Origin of the sequence: Actinacidiphila polyblastidii (assembly GCF_036353415.1) — a bacterium.
GTDB lineage: Bacteria > Actinomycetota > Actinomycetes > Streptomycetales > Streptomycetaceae > Actinacidiphila > Actinacidiphila polyblastidii.
Window position 1 is genome coordinate 1 of the sequence record NZ_JAZEWV010000021.1, and the last position, 17,622, is coordinate 17,622.

Below are 17,622 nucleotides of genomic sequence, written 5' to 3' on the forward strand. Positions count from 1 at the left end.
GCATGCGCGGAATTGTGCTCGCAGGTGGCACCGGGTCCCGTCTTTGGCCGATCACGATGGCGGTCTCGAAGCAGTTGATGCCGGTGTTCGACAAGCCGATGATCTATTACCCGTTGACGACGCTGGTCACGGCGGGGGTCCGGGACATCCTGATCATCACCACGCCGGAGGACCGGTCGCAGTTCGAGCGGCTGCTGGGGGACGGGTCCCGTTACGGGCTGCGGTTCTCCTTCGCGGCGCAGGAGCGGCCGGCGGGGATCGCCGAGGCGTTCTTGATCGGTGAGGAGTTCATCGGTGATGAGCCGGTGGCGCTGGTGCTGGGTGACAACATCTTCCATGGTGCGGGGCTGGGGCGGCAGTTGGCCGCGTACGCGCGGCCGCAGGGGGGTGTGGTCTTCGCGCACGCGGTGGCGAATCCCGGTGACTACGGGGTGGTGGAGTTCGACGCGGGGGGCAAGGCGCTGTCGATCGAGGAGAAGCCGGTGCGTCCGCGGTCGCGGTACGCGGTGCCGGGGTTGTACTTCTACGACAGCGAGGTGGTGGCGGTGGCCCGCAAGCTCACGCCCAGTGCGCGGGGTGAGTTGGAGATATCGCATGTCAACCAGGAGTACCTGGAGCGGGGGCGGTTGACGGTCTCGGTGCTGGACCGGGGCACGGTGTGGTTGGACACCGGCACGTTCCAGTCGCTGGTGCAGGCGTCGGAGTACGTGCGGGTGGTGGAGGAGCGGCAGGGCTTCAAGATCGGGTGCATCGAGGAGGCGGCCTGGCTGGCCGGGTTCATCGACGACGCCCGGCTGCGGGAGCTGGCCGAGCCGCTCCTGAAGAGCGGCTACGGCCACTACCTGCTCGAACTCCTCCACCACCGCGGCTCCGACACCGGCTTCGGTCACCGCAGCGGACGCTGGGACTCCGCGTAGAAGGCCCGACACGCGTCGTACGACGGCAGCATCCCCTTGTCCATCGCCTCGGCGAGCGAGGGCGCGGCGGCGTCCCGGTCCGACAGCAGCGGCTCGACGCCGGACGGCCAGGCGATCGCCAGATCCGGGTCGAACGGGTCGATGCCGTGCTCACGGGCCGGCGCGTACCCCTCGGAGCACAGGTACACCACCGTCGCGTCGTGGGTCAGCGCCATGAAGGCGTGCCCCAGGCCCTCCGAGACGAACACCGAGGTGTGGTCCACGTCGTCCAGCCGCACCCCCTCCCAGCTGCCGAAGGTGGGGGAGCCCACCCGGATGTCCACCACCACGTCCAGGACCGCGCCGCGTACGCAGGTGACGTACTTCGCCTGGCCCGGGGGTACGTCCGCGAAGTGGACGCCTCGCAGCGTTCCGCGTACGGACGTCGAGGAGTTCGCCTGCGCCAGCCGCAGCCCGCGACCGGTCGCGCCGCCGAACTCGGCCTCCTTGAACCACTCGTGGAAGTCCCCCCTGCTGTCGCTGTACACCTTGGGCTCATGCACCCAGGTCCCCGAGATCCCCAGCTCACGCAACGCCATCACGCCCTTTTCTCGATCCCCCGCCACCCGGCCCTGGCCGGCGGCGCCCCAATTGTGACCCCCGCGGCGCACCCCGCGCTCGGGTCCGCGGGAACGGCGCCGCGCCGCCCGCCGACGACCTATGCTCACCCGGACAAGCGGGACGTTCTGGGGGGAAGGTCGGCGTGACGGTCAGGATTCAGCCCACCGCGCAGGTGGACGCGACAGCGGAACTCGGCGAGGACACCACGATCTGGGATCTGGCCCAGATCCGCGAGGACGCCAAACTCGGCAGCGGCTGCAGCGTGGGCCGCGGCGCCTACGTCGGCCCCGGCGTGCGCATCGGCGACCGCGTCAAACTGCAGAACTACGCGCTGGTCTACGAGCCGGCCGAACTGGCCGACGGCGTCTTCGTCGGCCCCGCCGCGGTGCTCACCAACGACTACTTCCCGAGGTCCGTGGACCCCGAGGGCCGGCTCAAGCGCGGCGGCGACTGGCAGCCGGTGGCGGTGCGGGTGGCCGAGGGCGCCTCGCTCGGCGCCCGCTCGGTGTGCGTGGCGCCGGTGCGCGTCGGCCGCTGGGCGCTGGTCGCGGCGGGCGCCGTGGTGACCCGCGACGTGCCCGACTTCGCGCTGGTCGCCGGGGTGCCGGCCCGCCGGATCGGCTGGGTCGGCCGGGCCGGCGAGCGGCTCACCGCGCGCGACGGCGAGCCGGGCGGCTGGGAGTGCCCGCGCACCGGCGCGCTGTACGAGGAGAAGGACGGCACGCTGTTCGAGCGGGACTGACTCCGGCCGCAGCGCCGGCCCGCGCCGGCGCGCGGACCCGGTGGGACGGGCCGAGCGGAACCGGGTGTGAACAGACGGCGGCAGGTTTCCGCAAAACGTCAATCGGCGTATATCCGTAGGCATATCGTGTTCCACACGTTGCGTGCCGGATCGGGGGATCGGCTTGCTCCGGCGGGGGTTCGGGGCAGTCGGCGGCGTCATGACCGGAACCGGCCACCGGGTGCGGCGCGCCGCCGGGCAACAAGTGACCAGGGGGGCTGGTGTGCACGATCCAGCAGGTCCTGGCGTGTCGACCGCACGCCGAGGGGCCGACGTTCCATGCCGGGGAGGAGCGCGGCGCGCACGCCGCGCGCACTCCGGCTGAGCGCACCACGGGCACGCCATGCCCATGATCATTGTGAGGGGACGATGACCACGACACGTCTCGCTGCGCTCGGCGGCGAGGATCCGTTGCTGCACGCACTGGCCGATCGCCTGCTGGGGGTGGCGGAGGCCGGACTGCCCGCGATGTACCGGCCGCAGGACGACGCCTTCGTCTTCACCCGCGCCGCCGTCGCCGCACCCGGCGGCGGCCGCACGCTGGAGGACCGCGGCACCAGCACCCGGTACGCCGCGATCACCGTGCTCGGCGCCCGGCTGCTGCCGGTCGAGCGGCAGCGCGCGGTGCTCGGCGGCCACACCGCGCGGGAGTTCACCGGGCTGCTGATCCAGCGGCTGCCCGGGGTGACGAACCTCGGCGACGCCGCACTGGTGGCCTGGGCCGCCGCCGACACCGGCCACCCGGAACTGACCGACGCGCTGGAACGGCTCGCCGCCCTCGACGCGCGCACCGGCCCCCGCTACACGGTCGAGGCCGCCTGGGCGCTCTCCGCGCTCGCCGCGGCCCGCGGCGCCGCCGACGTCGAAGCGCCGCTCGCCGCGGCCCGCGACCGGCTGCTGGCCGCGCGGATCGGCGACAGCCCGCTGTTCCCGCACGCCACAGGACCCGGACTGGTCCCCTGGTACCGGGCGCACGTCAGCTGCTTCGCCGACCAGACCTACCCGTTGCAGGCCCTCGCCCGCGCCCACGCCTCGGGCGACGACCCGCGGGCCCTCGCCGCAGCGGACGCCTGCGCGGCCCGCATCTGCGAGCTGCAGGGCGACGGCGGCCAGTGGTGGTGGCACTACGACGCGCGGACCGGCCGCACCATCGAGGGCTACCCCGTCTACAGCGTCCACCAGCACGCGATGGCGCCGACCGCGCTGTTCGACGTGGCGGACGCCGGCGGCGGCGACTACGGCCGCTGGATCCGCCGCGGCCTGGCCTGGATGGCCGCACCGCCCGAACTCGCCGCCGCGGGACGCGAGGAGCCGATGATCCGGGACGCCGACGGGGTCACCTGGCGCAAGGTGCACCGCGGCGACCGCAAGGCCGTCCGCGCCGCCCGCGGCCTGGCCACCCGGGTCGTCCCCGGCCTCCGGCTCGGCGTCCTCGACCGGCTCTACCGCCCGGCCGCGATCGACCGCGAGTGCCGGCCGTACGAGTTCGGCTGGATGCTGCACGCGTGGCTCGCCCCGGCGGCCCCGGCCAGGGGCACCGCCATCGGCACTGCCACCGCCGCCACCGGCACCGCCGCGCGCCCGGAGGCCCGCGGATGACCGCGCGCGTCACGCTGTTCGGGATCGGCGTCGACCCGCTGACGATGGACCAGACCGTGGACCGCTGCCTCGCCGCGGTCCGCGACGGCGCCCGCCTCGAGGTCGGCGTCGTCAACGCCGCCAAGCTCGTCAACATGCGCCGCGACCCGCGGCTGGGCGACGCCGTGGCCGGCTGCGACCTGGTCGTCGCCGACGGCCAGGCCGTGGTGTGGGCGAGCCGGCTGCTCCGCGCCCGGCTGCCCGAACGCGTCGCCGGGATCGACCTGTTCACCCGGCTGCTGGCCGCCGCGGAGCGCGAGGGGTACTCGGTGTACTTCCTCGGCGCCAAGGACCACGTGCTGGGCGAGATGGCCCGCCGGGTCGCCGCGCGGTACCCCGCGCTGAAGGTCGCCGGCGCCCGCGACGGCTACTTCGGCGACGCCGACCAGGAAGCGGTGGCCGACGCCGTCCGCGACAGCGGCGCGGACCTGCTCTTCCTCGGTATGACCTCGCCGAAGAAGGAGATCTTCACCGCCGCCCACGGCCACCGCACCGGCGTGCACGTCGTGCACGGCGTCGGCGGCTCCTTCGACATCCTGGCCGGCGTCACCCGCCGCGCCCCGCGCGGATGGCAGCGCCTCGGCCTGGAGTGGCTGTACCGCCTGCTCCAGGAACCCCGCCGGCTCGCCCGGCGCTATCTCACCACCAACGCGGCCTTCCTGCTGATGACGGCCCGCGAACTCATCCGCCCCACCCCCGCTGCGGGTTCCGCGAACAGGAGTTGCTGATGCGTGTCGTCGTGGTTGGACAGGGCTACGTAGGACTTCCGCTGGCGATCAGGGCCGCTGAGGTCGGGCACGAGGTGGTCGGGTACGACGTCGACGCCCGGCGGATCAAGTCACTGGCCGCCGGCGTCAGTTACGTGGAGGACGTGTCCGCCGAGCGGATCATCGCCGCGATGGACGCCGGCTCCTACCGGCCCAGCGACGCGGCGCGGGACTGCGGCGGCTTCGACGTCGCCGTCGTGACCGTGCCCACGCCGCTGCACGAGGGCGTGCCCGACCTGCGCTACATCGAGGAGTCGGCCCGCACGCTGGCCCGCTACCTGCGGCCCGGCGCCACCGTGGTGCTGGAGTCCACCACCTACCCGGGCACCACCCAGGACCTCTTCGGCCCGCTGCTGGAGGACGGCTCGGGGCTGACCGCGGGCGCCGACTTCCACCTGGGCTACAGCCCCGAGCGGATCGACCCCGGCAACCCGGTGTGGGGCTTCCAGCAGACGCCCAAGGTCGTCTCGGGCGTCGACGCGGCCTCCCTGAAGGCCGTCCAGGACTTCTACGACGCGCTGGTCGACACCACCGTGCCGGTCGGCTCCCCGAAGGAGGCCGAACTGGCCAAGCTGCTGGAGAACACCTTCCGGCACGTCAACATCGCGCTGGTCAACGAGATCGCGATGTTCGCCCGGCACCTGGACATCGACGTGTGGCAGGCCATCGACGCCGCCTCCAGCAAGCCGTTCGGGTTCATGAAGTTCACCCCGGGACCCGGCGTCGGCGGCCACTGCCTGCCGATCGACCCCTCGTACCTGTCCTGGCGGGTGCAGCGCGAACTCGGCCAGAGCTTCCGCTTCGTGGAGCTGGCCAACGACATCAACGGCCACATGCCCGAGTACGTCACCCGCCGGGTGATCGACGCCCTCAACACGCGCCGCCGCTCGGTCAACGGCTCCCGGGTGCTGCTGCTCGGCCTGGCCTACAAGAAGAACACCGGCGACGCGCGCGAGTCGCCGTCGCTGCGCATCTCCCAGCTGCTGCTCGACATGGGCGCCAAGGTCAGGGCCGCCGACCCGCACGTGGTGGAGACCGCGGCCGTCGACCCCCGGCTGGTGCGGGTCGAGCTGACCCGCAAGGAGATCGCCCACGCCGACGTGGTGGTGCTGCTCACCGACCACGACGCCTTCGACTACGACCTGGTGACGGAGCACGCCTCCTTCGTGCTCGACTGCCGCAGGCGGCTGTCCGGGCCCTCGATCGAGGTGCTCTGACCGATGGCCGACACCCACCCGGCCGGCGGCACCCACCTGGCCGCCGGCTCGGACCCGGCCGCCGCCGGGGCGGGCGGCGGCGGCCCGCGGATCGTGTGCGTGGCCGGCGCCCGCCCCAACTACATGAAGATCAAGCCGGTGATGGACGCGCTGGAGCGCCGCGGCGCCGACGTCCTGCTGGTCCACACCGGGCAGCACTACGACCCGGCGATGAACGACGTGTTCTTCGCCGACCTCGGCATCCGCCCGCCCGACCGCTACCTCGGCGTCGGCTCCGGCACCCACGCGGAGCAGACCGGGCGCGTGATGACCGCCTTCGAACCGCTGCTCGCCGAGACCGCGCCGGACGCGGTGGTCGTCGTCGGCGACATCAACTCCACCGTCGCCTGCGCGCTGGTCACCGCCAAGGCGGGACCGCTGCTCGCCCACGTCGAGGCGGGGCTGCGCAGCCGCGACTGGGGGATGCCGGAGGAGGTCAACCGCGTCGTCACCGACCGGGTCAGCGACTACCTGCTGGCCCCCTCGCCCGACGCGGCGGACAACCTGCGCGCCGAGGGGTACCGCGAGGACCAGATCCACGTGGTCGGCAACGTGATGATCGACTCGCTGCTCGCCAACCTCGACCGGGCCAGGGCGGGCGACGCCCTCGCGCGGCACGGGGTGGCGGCGGGCCGGTACGGCCTGGTCACCCTGCACCGCCCCGCCAACGTCGACGACCCCGCGGTGCTCACCGGCCTGCTCAAGGCGCTCGGCGCGGTCGCCGAGCGGCTGCCGCTGCTGCTGCCGGTGCACCCGCGCGCGGCCGGCCGGCTCGCCGCCGCCGGGGTGCCCGCGGGCGTCCGCCTGGTGCCGCCGGCCGGCTACCTCGACTTCGTCGCGCTCCAGGACGGCGCCGCGCTGGTGCTCACCGACTCCGGGGGGGTGCAGGAGGAGACCACCGCGCTCGGCGTGCCGTGCGTGACGCTGCGGGACAACACCGAACGGCCGGTCACCGTCACCGAAGGCACCAACGTGCTGGCGGGACGCGACCCGGACCGGATCGTCGCCACCGCCCACCGGGTGCTCGACGACCCGCCGCGGCCGCGCCGGCCCGAGCTGTGGGACGGCAGGGCGGGCGACCGCATCGCCGAGGTGCTGCTGACCGGAGGCGCCGCCGCGGCCCGGCTCCGGCCCACCGACCTGCCCGTACCCGAGCGCCCCGCCGCACGGACGGAATGAGCCGTACATCCGGCCGCGGGCCGAATGCCCCTCGTCGGGGCATCGCACACCATATGCTGATCACGCAACTCGGGGCCGTTGAGGGGATGTCCATGGATCTGGCAGAGATCGTCCGGATCATGCGCAGGCGTTGGTACGTCCTGCTGCCCGGACTGCTGCTCACCGTGGCGCTGACGGCCGGCGCGTACGTCAAGGTCCCGGTCACCTACAAGTCGCAGAGCACCGTCGTCCTGCTCAACTCCCAGAAGGCCACGGTCGCCTTCAACGGCAACCCGTTCCTGAGCACGCAGCTCTCGCTGAACGGCATGGCCGACAGCCTGGCCCGCAACCTCAACTCCGACGCCGCGATAGCGCATCTGCGGTCCGAGGGTGTCAGCTGCCCCACCGAGGCCAAGATCGCCGACAACGCGCTCGGCCCGCTGATGTGGCTCACCGCGACCGGCAGCGACAAGGACGCGGTGCTGTCCGCCGACCGGCTGCTCACCTCGTACGCGGCCGTACGCCTCCGGCAGTTCCAGGACGACCAGGCCGTGACGTCCCAGGCGATGATCCGGATGGCCACCATCGTGCCGCCGCAGAACCCGGTCGCGCAGAACAAGACCCGGTACGAGTACCTGGTGCTGGCCGCGCTGATGGGCATCGTGGTCAGCATGGTCGCCACCTTCTACGTGGACGCCCGGCTGCGCGCCCCCGGCGGGCGCGGAACCCGCCGCCGCACCTCCGGCGGGCGGGGCGAGCCGGAGCAGGCCGCCGCGGCGCCGGGCGTGGAGCCGGCCAGCGGCACGGCGGGCGCGGCGGCGCAGGGTGCCGGCGCGCACGCGCAGCGGTCCTCCGCGCCGGCCCGGCACACCCCCAGCTGGTCGAGCTCCGGCGGCCGCACACCGGGCCGGCGCGGCTCCGGCGGCCGCACCCCGGACGGCTCGGCCGCCGACGGCACACCGCTCGACACCGCCGTGTCCGACGTGTGGGCCGCCGACGAGCGCGGCTCCGACGCGCCGCCCTCCGTACCGGGCTCCGGGTCCTCGCCGGACCACGACCCCGCAGCGACCGACACCGAGGCGACGGGCAGCGAAGCGCACCGTTTCGTGTGACCCCGCTTCCCAGGAGCCGCTCGGCAAGGAGCCGTCTCATGAACAGGGCGCGCGCCACTGACAGCACGGCCGGCGGGGCCGCCGACCGGCCCGCCGACGTTCCCCGCCCGGCACGGCGGGTGCCCTCCTGGGCGATCCAGGACCCCGACGACGACACGACCCCCGCCCCCGAGGCCACCGCAGGCGGGACCCCCGCAACCCCCGCAACCCCCGGGACGCCGGTGGCGGCGCCCGCCGCCGGGACGCCCGCCGCTCCGTCGCTGGGCCGCAAGGTCCGCTCCGCCGCCCGCTGGAGCCTGATCAACACCGTCGTCATGCGGCTGGGCAACTTCGTGACCGGCATCCTGCTCGCCCGCTTCGCCCTCGGCCCCGCCGCCTGGGGCGTCTACGGCATCGCCCAGACCGTGCTGCTCGTCCTGCTCGCCGCCAACGAACTCGGCGTCGGGCTGGCCATCATCCGCTGGGACGGCGACGCGCGGCGGTTCTCGCCCACCGTGCTGACCCTCAGCACCGCGTCCAGCACCGCGCTGTACGCCGTGCTCTACGCCGCCGCCCCCGCGGTCGCCCGCACCGTCGGGTCGCCGGAGGCAGCCGGCGTGCTGCGGGTGATGTGCCTGTGCGTGATCCTCGACGGGATAGCGCAGGTGCCCGCCGGGTTCCTCACCCGCGAGTTCGCCCAGGGCCGGCGCATGGTGATCGACGCGGCCAACTTCGTCACCAGCACCACCGTCACGCTGGTGCTGGCCTTCGCCGGCACCGGCGCGATCAGCTTCGCCTGGGGAGCGGTGGCGGGCAACACCGTGGCGCTGACCGGCTTCTGCCTCGCCGCCCCCGGCACGCTGAAGTTCGGCTGGGACGCCCGGCAGGCCAGGGCGCTGCTGCGGTTCGGGGTGCCGCTGGCCGGCGCCAGCCTGCTCGCGCTGTGCGTGGTCAACCTCGACACCCTGGTCGTCGGCTCCACCCTCGGCAAGGTCTCCCTCGGCTTCTACGTCCTCGCGTTCAACGTCTCCGGCTGGCCGGTCCGGATCATCTCGGAGGCCGCCCGGCGGGTGTCCTTCGCCGGCTTCTCCCGGCTCGCCGGCACCCCGCAGGGCCTCGCGCGCGGGTTCAGCCGCGCGCTGGCCGTCCTGGTCACCGGCACCGTCCCGCTGTGCGTGCTGCTCGCGGGACTCGCCGCACCGGTCGTCGAGCTCGTCTACGGCAGCAAGTGGGTGCCCGCGGCCAGGGCGCTGCCGTGGCTGATGGCGCTCGGGCTGATCCGCATCGGCTGCGAATTGGGCTACGACTGCCTGGTCGCGGTCGGCAGGCGCCGCGCCCTGATCGGGGTGCAGGCGCTCTGGCTGGCCGTGCTGTTCCCGGTGCTCGTCGTCGCCGCCCACCGGCACGGCATCGTCGGCGTCGCCCAGGGCCACGTCCTGGTCGCCGGCGGCGTCGTCGTCCCCTTCTTCCTCCTGGCGCTGAGCCGGGCCGGGATCAGCGTGCGCTGGATCGCCAGAGCCTGCTCCTGGCCCTTCCTCGGCGGCGCCGTGATGGCCGCGGTCGTCCTGGGCCTTCGGGCGCAGTTCGGCGACGGCCGCCCCGCGCTCGCCGCCACCGGCCTCACGGCACTCGCCGCCTACGCGCTGTGCGTGCTGCCGAGCCGTCACTTCCTGCGCGGAACCGCGCTCTCCGAACCCTGAACGAGGTAGCACGCCATGCCCGCACCACAGCGCCCCACGCACGGTCCCGAGTCCGATTCCGAGTCCGAGCCCGCCGGCAGACGGCGGGGCCCGCGCAACCGCTGGAAGCCGCTCGCCCTGGTCGCGGCGGGCACCGTTTTAGCCGCCGTGCTCTCGGTGGTGGTCGCCACCCACTCCAGCGAGCGCGAGCCGGCGGCGGCCCGCTGCCCGGTCCAGGCGCTGACCTGCGCCCCGGGAGAGTCCGAGGCGGTGGACTCCGCCCCGCCGTCCGCGGCCCGGTCCGCCGAAGCCGGCGACGGCGTCGCGACCTCCGGTATCGGCCGCCCCACCCCGACGCCCCGTGCCACCGGCCACCGCCCGAAGGCCACCGGCGGCGCCGCGGGCAAGGGCGGCCCCTGCACCACCTTCGAGAGCTGCGGCTTCCCCAGCGCCCACACCACCGGGCCCCGGCTGCCGATGAAGCCGCACGCGACCGGCGCGATGTCGGTGAAGACCGACGGGATGGTCATCAGCCGCTGGGACATCACCGGCTCCCTCGACATCTACGCCAACGACGTCACCGTCATCGACAGCAGGATCACCTCCGACAACTGGTGGGGGATCAACCTGCGCTCCGGCTACAGCGGCCTGCGCATCCTGCACACCACGATCACCGCGGTGGCCGGCAAGGGCCCGGACAACGGGGGCGTGGACTACGCCGTGTCGAACATGGGGACCAGCTCGATCGAGGTCGGCTGGTGCGACGTGTCGGTCTTCGGCGACGCCCTGTCCATGGGCCAGGGCGACCTGCACGACAACTACGTGCACGACGTCACGCCGTTCAAGAACCTCGGCGGCGAGTGGCAGCACACCAACGCGGTGATCAGCGACGGCGGCGGCAAGGGCGGCCTGTCCATCCGGCACAACACGCTGCTCAACCCGACGCCGGTCGAGCAGGGCGCCTCCGGCAGCATCGGCCTGTTCGCCGACACCGGCGCGGTGCTGAACGTCACCGTGCAGGACAACTGGCTGGCCGGCGGCGCGTACGCGCTCTACGCCGGCGGTCCCGGCGCGACCGGCATCAAGGTCACCGGCAACACGTTCTCCACCCAGTACCACCCGGGCTCCGGCGGATACGGCCCCGTCGCCGCCTGGAACGCGGGTGGCTCAGGCAACGTCTGGAGCGACAACCACATGTCCGACGGAAGACCGGTCGCCCCAGGGGCGACCTCGTGACCGCCCGGGACCCGGCCGGCAGAGGCCCCCTGCGCACCGCGGCGCGGCTGCCTTGGACGGTGCTCAAGAGGGCGTTCGGCTGGATCGTGCTCTTCGAGCTGCGCAACAAGGTGCTGCTCGCGCCCTCCGGGGTGCGGCTGCGCCGGCTGGCGAACGCCGAGATCGCCCGCCTCGCGACGACCCTGCCGACCGTCCCCGAAGCCACCGTCGTCACCGCCATCCCCACCTACCGGCGCCCCGAGGCGCTGGTCGTCGCGGTGCGCTCGGCGCTGGCCCAGAGCTACCGCGACCAGGTCGTCATGGTGGTGGACGACGGCGCCGGCGACCTGCCGGAACTCCCCGACGACCCGAGGCTGTTCGCCGTCTCCATGGAGAGGAACTCCGGTGACTGCGGCGTGGTGCGCAACGTCGCGATGCGGCTGACCCGCTCCCGCTACGTCGCCTTCCTCGACGACGACAACGTGTGGCAACCGGACCACCTGGCCACCGCCCTGGAGGTGCTGGAGGCGCCGGACGGCCCCGACGCCGTCTACACCGCGGTGCAGCGCCTGCTGCCCGACGGCACCGAGCACGACGTGCTGTCGGTGCCGTGGGACCGCCGCCGCAACGCCGACGAGTCGTTCGTCGACATCAACGCCTTCGTCGCCCGCCGCACCCCTGCCCTGCGGTTCAGCTGGCTGTACCGGAAGAAGGGGGTGATGCCGCGCGAGGACTGGGAGTTCGTCCGCCGCTACTCGCGCGGCCGCCGTATCCGGCACATCCCGCACATCACCGTCCGCTACCTCGTCAACCCGACGAGCTTCTTCACCCAGTGGTAGCCGCGGCGCGCAGCCCGCGCGCCGCGTCCCACGTCATCCGAGCCCGTCATCCCCGTCCCCGTCATCCCGACCCACGCCCGGACCTCCGGGCGCCCTCACCCCAGGCGGTACACCCGATGCCCGACGCCCGCGCCCTTCGCAACCGCTTCGTCGACGCCCCAGGATCGATCGGCGAACGCCTGCGCATATCCCGCTGGGAGAGGTTCCGGCGGCTGTTCCCCGCCATCGAGGACATGACGGTGGTGGACCTCGGCGGCACCGCCGACATGTGGCTGCGCGCGCCCCTGCGCGCCAAGCACGTCCACCTGATCAACCTCGAACCGCACCCGGCCGACCTGCCCGACTGGATCAGCGCGGAGAACGCCGACGTCACCGACCCCGAGGTCGCCGCCGCGCTCGGCCGCCACGACCTGGTCTTCTCCAACTCCACCATCGAGCACGTCGGCGGCCACAGCCAGCGGCAGCGGTTCGCCGCCGCCGTCCGGCTGCTGGCCCCGCTGCACTGGATCCAGACGCCGTACCGCTACTTCCCGGTCGAGCCGCACTTCGTCGCGCCCGGGTTCCAGTTCCTGCCGCTGGCCGCGCGCGCCCGGCTGGTGCGGCGCTGGCCGCTCACCCACAGCCGCCCCGGCAGCCCGGAGGAGGGCATGGCGGCCGTGGTGGGCATCGAGCTGCTCACCAGGACCGAGATGCGCTACCTCTTCCCCGGCGACCTGCTGCTCGGCGAGCGGGTGCTCGGCGTCACGAAGTCGCTGATCGCGGTGCGGACGGAGCAGGGCCAGGACGCTCCCGCAGCCTCGAAGGACTGACCAGGGCCCGCAGCGCCGCCCGGCTCGGCGCCTTGCCGATGACCGACCGCGAGGTCTCCCGCAGCAGCACCGCCGCCCAGAAGGCGGCGGCCGCCGCGGCGCCGTGCCGCCGCCGGTGCAGCCGGACACGGTTGAGCACCAGCAGCGTCCACAGCCGGGGGGAGACCCGCGACTGGCCGCCCTCGTGCACCGCGGCGGCCGCCGGCGCCAACCGGGTGGCGAATCCCCTGTCCCTGGCCCGCAGGCAGAACTCGGTCTCCTCGGAGTACAGGAAGTAGAACTCGTCCCACGGCCCGCACGCGGCCATGACCTCGGCGGACAGCGCCATGAGCGCGCCGGTCGCCCAGTCCGCGCGGGTCGCGGCGGTGTACGCGGCCGGGTCGGTGACCAGTTCGCCGAGCGCCGGGAACCGGCCCGCCCTGCGGTTGCCGATGACGGCCTCGGCCAGTGCCCGCAGCACGGTCGGCTCGCGCCGCAGCGTGCGCGACACCGTCGCGCCGTCCGCCTCGTACAGCACCGGGACGCTGATGCCGACGCGGGAGCCGTCCGGGAGCTCCTCGCCGAGCGCGTCCAGCAGGGTCCGGCCGCAGCCCGGCCGCATCCGGGTGTCGGGGTTGCAGACCACGGCCGCCCGGACACCGCTCTCCCACCGCGCGGCGGCGGCCAGCGCCGCGTTGATGCCGGCCGCGTACCCGGCGTTGCGGCCGGTCTGCACCACCGTGGCGTCCGGCGCGAGCGCGCGCAGCACCGCCACCGTGTCGTCCGCGGAGTCGTTGTCGGCGACCACCAGCCGGTAGTCCACGCCGGCCATGCCCTGCGGCAGGGCCGCCAGGAAGTCCGGGAGCAGCGCGGCGCTGTTCCAGGTGACGGCGAGCACCACGACCGGCCCTGCGGCCTTCGGGGCAAGGGACATCAGGACTCCACGAGTTGGGGTGAGTCGGTACGGTCGGTGCGGTCGCCCGCGGCGCCGGCCGGGTCCTCGACGGAGGCCGGCGCGAGGTCTCCTGGAGCCGCCGCGGCGCGCCGCGCGAAGCCGACGTAGCTGCCGCCGGCGCCGAGGGTCACGAAGAACATCCCGGCGAACATCGGGAACATCAGCGCGTCGAAGGTGGCGCTGATGACGAGCGCGACCATCGCCGAGGCGAAGAACGCCTGCCCCAGCTCCCGGTCGGACTCGGTGCGGGCCAGCCGGCGGATCGCGCCGCCGTGGTGGATGCCGGCGAAGAACAGGCAGAACATGGCCACCAGGCCGAGCAGCCCCATCTCCGCGAGCGACAGCATGTACTGGTTGTCGGTGAAGAAGTACAGGTCCGGTGTGAAGGTGCCGAACCCCCGCCCGAACAGCGGATGCTCCCGCAGGTACGGCACGATCGCCGAGTACTTCACGGTGCGCGCCTGGGTGCTGCTGTCGGAGTTGGACAGGAACGTGGAGAACAGCGTGGTGATCGTCCCGATCAGCCCGGGGATGATCACCTTGAACGCGCCGACCGACACCAGCAGCACGCCGATCGCCCCCCAGCGCCGCTGCGGCTTCCAGCGCGGCAGCATCACCAGGATCACGATCACCGCGCCGATGATCGACGTCCGCGACACGGTGAGCGGCAGCGCGCCGCCCATCAGCAGCACCGGGGCCCAGCGGCGCACCACGCCGGCGTGCTTGCGCACCGGGTCGAACGCCTGCTGCACCGCGAAGGGCACCAGGATCGCCAGCATCCCGGCGAACTCCAGCGACTGCGCGGTCGTCGAGCGCGGCCGGGTGAACGAGCCCCGGTCCAGGGTGCGCACGCCGGAGACGCTGGACTGCAGCCCGGGGATGTGGAAGGAGTCGGCGATGTTCGTCGCGGTGAAGAAGTCGTAGTAGCCGATCGCCGCCACCACGCTGGCCATCACCACCATCCGCCGCAGCAGCGTGTCCAGGCGCTCACGCTCGTGGATGCCGGCCGAGGTCAGCACCACCAGCGACACCCACACCAGCAGCCCGATCAGGCCGCGGTCCGCGGCCAGCACCTCCTCGTGCGAGCTGCTGCGCGAGGCGTCCGCGACGTAGGCGAGCAGGACCGCCGCCGCCAGCACGCACATCACCAGCCGCGGCCCCCGGGTGCCGGGAGCGGGCCGCACCCGGCCGCTGAGCCAGGACGCCGCGTACCAGAGCAGGCCCAGCAGCGCGAAGACGTTCGCGGGGGTGCCGACGCCGCCGAGCGCCGGCAGGTCGAGGTTGGAGGGGATGAAGAAGGCCAGCGCCAGGTAGCCGGTGAGCAGGGTGGTGGAGTCGAGCGGCCGGTGCAGCAGGCCCTTGCGCGCCCGCCGGCCGCGCCGGGGCGGCGCCGGCTCCCTGCCCCGCGCGCGCCGCCGGGCGACCCCGAGGCTCTCCGCGGCGAAGGACAGGAAGAAACCGCCCGCGGTGCCGGCGATGACGACCGCCGCCACCAGCTGGTAGCGGCTCTTCAGCCGGGAGACCGGCGTCTGCGGCAGCACGATGGGCGTGGCGTTCACGTAGTACTGCGGCGCGATCTTGGCGGCCTGCTGGAGCGCCCGCAGCTGCTCGCCCGCGAAGTTCGTCACGGTGGTGGTCTCGGCGAGCACCTTGGTCCGGTCGGTGCCGGTGACGGCCAGCGACAGCAGCGGTCCCGAGGTGTTCGCGGCGAAGCCCACCGTGTAGGTGTCGGTGACGCCCAGCTGGCGCAGGTCGTGCGCGGCGTCGCTCGACTGCAGCGCCCTGATCAGCACGTCGGCGGTGACGACCAGCGACCCGCCGGCGTTCGCGATCGGGTTGCCGTACGCGGGGGCCGGCTTGGCCGCGGCCGTGGAGTCCAGCAGCGACACCGAACTCTGCGACTCGTAGGCCACCGGCACCGAGGTGTACAGGTACATCCCGCTCAGCAGGCCGATCAGCGTGAGCGGCACCATCACGTACCAGCGGCGGCCCAGCACGCCGAGGATCTCACCGAGCGTCATGCGGCCCTCCCGCGGGCGGACTTCGGGCCACTTGCCGCCGAGGTTCCCGATGCGGTGGCAGCGCGCCCCGCGTACTGCCAGTATCGGTACAAACAGGAGGAGGCCCTGTGGGTCCGGAGGACGTGGTGCGCGCTCTGCTGCGCCGCTGGTACGTGCTGCTGCTCGCCCTGGTGCTGACCGCGGCCGGCGCCTACCACGAGCTGCACCCCCGCCCGGAGTACCAGAGCTCCGCGGTGGTCGTGCTGCGGCCGCCGGTGACCGGCAACCAGCCCAACCAGTACGCGAACCTGCTGCCGCCGGTGGCCTTCGTCTCCTACGGGGTGGTCCAGCAGCTCCAGTCCTCGGCCGGCGCGGCCGAACTGCGGGCGGCGGGCGTGACCGGCGTCCACCGGCTGCTGCCGCGCAACAGCGGCACCAGCGTGACACCGGCCTACGTGATCCCCTCGCTGCAGATCCAGGCGGAGCAGCCCGATCCGACCACCGCCGACGCCATGGTCCACCGGATCATCACCGTCTACACCGAGCATGTGAACCTCCTGCAGGACACCCAGCACGTCGCGCCCGTCTCGCGGATGAGCGTCCAGCTCCTCGTACCGCCCAACGCGGTGCTGATGACCGGGTCCAGGAGCCGCGCGCTGGCCGGGGTCGGGCTGATCGGCCTGCTCGGCGGCACGCTCTGCACGCTGTGGACCGACCGCTCCCTGCTGCGCAGGGCCGCACGCCGGGCCGGTCGCGAGGACGGCCGCACGCCGCGACGCGGCCTGCGGCGCCGGCCGTTCGGCGGCGCGGGCCGCAGCCGCCACCCGGTGCCCGCGCCGCGCTGACCTGCCGCCCCGCTCCGGGGCGTCGCGCACCACCGGCATCACAGGCCCCGGCGCTTCCAGGACTGCCACCAGAGCCACTCCCGGCCCCGCTCGGCCACCGCCGAGAGCACCAGCGGCTGCAGATACGGCATGGCTCTCGCGCCGACCCGGCGGCGCAGCCGCAGCCCCCGGTACTCCGGCAGCGCGGCGAACGTCGGCAGGCAGTCCCGCGCGAAGGCGACCAGCTCGTCCACCGGCACCACGCCGGTACGCCCCCGGTCGTAGGCCCGGCAGGCACGGCGCAACGCCTGCCGGGCCAGCCGGGTGTGCACCACCTGCGACAGTCGCGGCACGTCGGTGAGCTGCCCGGCGCACTTGTCGAGCACCGCCTCGAAGGCGGCCCTGCGCTGCCGCAGGTCGTCGAGCTGCCCGCCGAAGTCCGTGGTCGACATGTTGCCGCCGTGGACGCGGTAGTACGCCTGGTCGGCGCCGCGCACGTAGCCGACGTCGGCGTGCGCGGCCAGCCGCATCCACATCTCGATGTCGCCGGAGTGCGGCAGCGCCGGGTCGTAGCCGCCGACCGCGCGCTGAGTTGAGGTGCGCACCACCACCTCCGGCGAGGTGATGCAGCCGGTGCCCTCGCGGAACCTGCGCTCCAGCCACCACCGGCCGGGGTAGACGGCGCTGCCGGTGCCCGCCGTGCGGGCCGCCGGCAGCGGTCCGCCGTGCTGGAACCGCACCGGCCTGCCGTAGCAGAAACCCGCCTCGGGATGGGCGTCGAGCAGCGCCGCGGCCCGGACCAGCGCCCCGGGCACCAGCCGGTCGTCGGCGGACAGCAGCACCACGTAGTCGCCGTCGGCCCACTCCAGCAGGCCCTCGTTGTACGTGGCGATGTGGCCCTTGTTCTGCTCGTGGACGCGCACCTCGATCCTCGGGTCGGAGGCCGCCAGCTTGCGGGCGGCCTCCGCCGAGTCGTCCGGTGACGCGTCGTCGATGATCAGCACCCTGACGTCGAGGTCCTCCTGTTCGTCCAGCACGCTGCCGACGCAGTCGGCCAGGAAATGGCCGTACTTGTAGCAGGGGATGACGACGCTGACACTGCTCATCGATGGTT

Annotated in this window: 16 protein-coding genes; 12 read left to right on the forward strand and 4 right to left on the reverse strand. The window is 73.6% G+C overall.

Annotation, left to right across the window (positions count from 1 at the left end):
• The first annotated feature begins 2 nt into the window (after window positions 1-2).
• Complete coding sequence (gene rfbA, locus V2S66_RS22620; RefSeq protein WP_330797822.1) at window positions 3-917, forward strand: glucose-1-phosphate thymidylyltransferase RfbA; 915 nt, start codon at window positions 3-5, stop codon at window positions 915-917.
• Here rfbA and V2S66_RS22625 read toward each other — a convergent pair.
• Window positions 887-1,489, reverse strand: a complete 603-nt coding sequence (locus tag V2S66_RS22625) for a dTDP-4-dehydrorhamnose 3,5-epimerase family protein (RefSeq protein WP_330797987.1) — start codon at window positions 1,487-1,489, stop codon at window positions 887-889. The two genes, rfbA and V2S66_RS22625, sit on opposite strands and share 31 nt — an antisense overlap.
• A 170-nt stretch (window positions 1,490-1,659) precedes the next feature.
• On the opposite strand from V2S66_RS22625, the gene V2S66_RS22630 reads away from it, so the two are divergent.
• The 10 genes from V2S66_RS22630 (at window position 1,660) to V2S66_RS22675 (ending at window position 12,750) form a co-directional block, all read left to right on the forward strand.
• Window positions 1,660-2,259, forward strand: a complete 600-nt coding sequence (locus V2S66_RS22630; protein ID WP_330797824.1) for an acyltransferase — start codon at window positions 1,660-1,662, stop codon at window positions 2,257-2,259.
• 408 nt (window positions 2,260-2,667) lie between these two features.
• The gene (locus V2S66_RS22635) at window positions 2,668-3,897 is read left to right on the forward strand and encodes a hypothetical protein (RefSeq protein WP_330797826.1); all 1,230 of its coding nucleotides are present in this window, start codon (window positions 2,668-2,670) and stop codon (window positions 3,895-3,897) included.
• A complete protein-coding gene (locus tag V2S66_RS22640; protein WP_330797828.1) occupies window positions 3,894-4,664 on the forward strand; it encodes a WecB/TagA/CpsF family glycosyltransferase in 771 nt (256 codons plus the stop codon). The genes V2S66_RS22635 and V2S66_RS22640 overlap by 4 nt, the downstream gene beginning before the upstream one ends.
• Window positions 4,664-5,920 (forward strand): nucleotide sugar dehydrogenase, encoded by a 1,257-nt coding sequence (locus V2S66_RS22645; protein WP_330797830.1) that lies wholly within the window; start codon window positions 4,664-4,666, stop codon window positions 5,918-5,920. The genes V2S66_RS22640 and V2S66_RS22645 overlap by 1 nt, the downstream gene beginning before the upstream one ends.
• Window positions 5,921-5,923: 3 nt before the next feature.
• On the forward strand, window positions 5,924-7,138 hold the full coding sequence (gene wecB / locus V2S66_RS22650; protein WP_330797832.1) for a non-hydrolyzing UDP-N-acetylglucosamine 2-epimerase: 1,215 nt from the start codon (window positions 5,924-5,926) through the stop codon (window positions 7,136-7,138).
• A 92-nt stretch (window positions 7,139-7,230) separates the two neighbouring features.
• Window positions 7,231-8,229 carry a YveK family protein gene (locus V2S66_RS22655; protein WP_330797834.1) on the forward strand — a complete coding sequence of 333 codons (999 nt, stop codon included), beginning with the start codon at window positions 7,231-7,233 and terminating at the stop codon, window positions 8,227-8,229.
• A gap of 38 nt (window positions 8,230-8,267) precedes the next feature.
• Entirely contained in the window at window positions 8,268-9,908 is a 1,641-nt protein-coding gene (locus tag V2S66_RS22660; protein ID WP_330797836.1) for an oligosaccharide flippase family protein, read from the forward strand.
• A 15-nt stretch (window positions 9,909-9,923) separates the two neighbouring features.
• Window positions 9,924-11,123, forward strand: coding sequence for a right-handed parallel beta-helix repeat-containing protein (locus tag V2S66_RS22665; RefSeq protein ID WP_330797838.1), 1,200 nt, complete (start codon window positions 9,924-9,926; stop codon window positions 11,121-11,123).
• Window positions 11,120-11,941 carry a glycosyltransferase family 2 protein gene (locus V2S66_RS22670; protein WP_330797839.1) on the forward strand — a complete coding sequence of 274 codons (822 nt, stop codon included), beginning with the start codon at window positions 11,120-11,122 and terminating at the stop codon, window positions 11,939-11,941. The genes V2S66_RS22665 and V2S66_RS22670 overlap by 4 nt, the downstream gene beginning before the upstream one ends.
• 116 nt (window positions 11,942-12,057) lie before the next feature.
• Window positions 12,058-12,750: a class I SAM-dependent methyltransferase gene (locus V2S66_RS22675; protein ID WP_330797841.1), complete on the forward strand. Its 693-nt coding sequence runs from the start codon at window positions 12,058-12,060 to the stop codon at window positions 12,748-12,750.
• Here the strand turns inward: V2S66_RS22675 and V2S66_RS22680 are convergent.
• Complete coding sequence (locus V2S66_RS22680; RefSeq protein WP_330797843.1) at window positions 12,683-13,663, reverse strand: glycosyltransferase family 2 protein; 981 nt, start codon at window positions 13,661-13,663, stop codon at window positions 12,683-12,685. The two genes, V2S66_RS22675 and V2S66_RS22680, sit on opposite strands and share 68 nt — an antisense overlap.
• On the reverse strand, window positions 13,663-15,705 hold the full coding sequence (locus tag V2S66_RS22685) for an O-antigen ligase family protein (protein ID WP_330797845.1): 2,043 nt from the start codon (window positions 15,703-15,705) through the stop codon (window positions 13,663-13,665). Before V2S66_RS22685 ends, V2S66_RS22680 begins: the two co-directional genes overlap by 1 nt.
• Before the next feature lie 107 nt (window positions 15,706-15,812).
• Between V2S66_RS22685 and V2S66_RS22690 the strand changes: the two genes are divergently transcribed.
• Complete coding sequence (locus V2S66_RS22690; RefSeq protein WP_330797847.1) at window positions 15,813-16,529, forward strand: hypothetical protein; 717 nt, start codon at window positions 15,813-15,815, stop codon at window positions 16,527-16,529.
• Between the two features lie 38 nt (window positions 16,530-16,567).
• Here V2S66_RS22690 and V2S66_RS22695 read toward each other — a convergent pair whose 3' ends face one another.
• A complete protein-coding gene (locus V2S66_RS22695; RefSeq protein WP_330797848.1) occupies window positions 16,568-17,614 on the reverse strand; it encodes a glycosyltransferase family 2 protein in 1,047 nt (348 codons plus the stop codon).
• Between the last annotated feature and the right edge of the window lie 8 nt (window positions 17,615-17,622).

Bases quoted from the DNA above. Each gene is read 5' to 3' on its own strand.
- rfbA (WP_330797822.1), top strand. From the start codon at position 3: ATGCGCGGAATTGTGCTCGCAGGTGGCACCGGGTCCCGTCTTTGGCCG.
- V2S66_RS22635 (WP_330797826.1), top strand. From the start codon at position 2,668: ATGACCACGACACGTCTCGCTGCGCTCGGCGGCGAGGATCCGTTGCTG.
- V2S66_RS22640 (WP_330797828.1), top strand. From the start codon at position 3,894: ATGACCGCGCGCGTCACGCTGTTCGGGATCGGCGTCGACCCGCTGACG.
- V2S66_RS22645 (WP_330797830.1), top strand. From the start codon at position 4,664: ATGCGTGTCGTCGTGGTTGGACAGGGCTACGTAGGACTTCCGCTGGCG.
- wecB (WP_330797832.1), top strand. From the start codon at position 5,924: ATGGCCGACACCCACCCGGCCGGCGGCACCCACCTGGCCGCCGGCTCG.
- V2S66_RS22655 (WP_330797834.1), top strand. From the start codon at position 7,231: ATGGATCTGGCAGAGATCGTCCGGATCATGCGCAGGCGTTGGTACGTC.
- V2S66_RS22660 (WP_330797836.1), top strand. From the start codon at position 8,268: ATGAACAGGGCGCGCGCCACTGACAGCACGGCCGGCGGGGCCGCCGAC.
- V2S66_RS22665 (WP_330797838.1), top strand. From the start codon at position 9,924: ATGCCCGCACCACAGCGCCCCACGCACGGTCCCGAGTCCGATTCCGAG.
- V2S66_RS22675 (WP_330797841.1), top strand. From the start codon at position 12,058: ATGCCCGACGCCCGCGCCCTTCGCAACCGCTTCGTCGACGCCCCAGGA.
- V2S66_RS22680 (WP_330797843.1), bottom strand. From the start codon at position 13,663: ATGTCCCTTGCCCCGAAGGCCGCAGGGCCGGTCGTGGTGCTCGCCGTC.
- V2S66_RS22685 (WP_330797845.1), bottom strand. From the start codon at position 15,705: ATGACGCTCGGTGAGATCCTCGGCGTGCTGGGCCGCCGCTGGTACGTG.
- V2S66_RS22695 (WP_330797848.1), bottom strand. From the start codon at position 17,614: ATGAGCAGTGTCAGCGTCGTCATCCCCTGCTACAAGTACGGCCATTTC.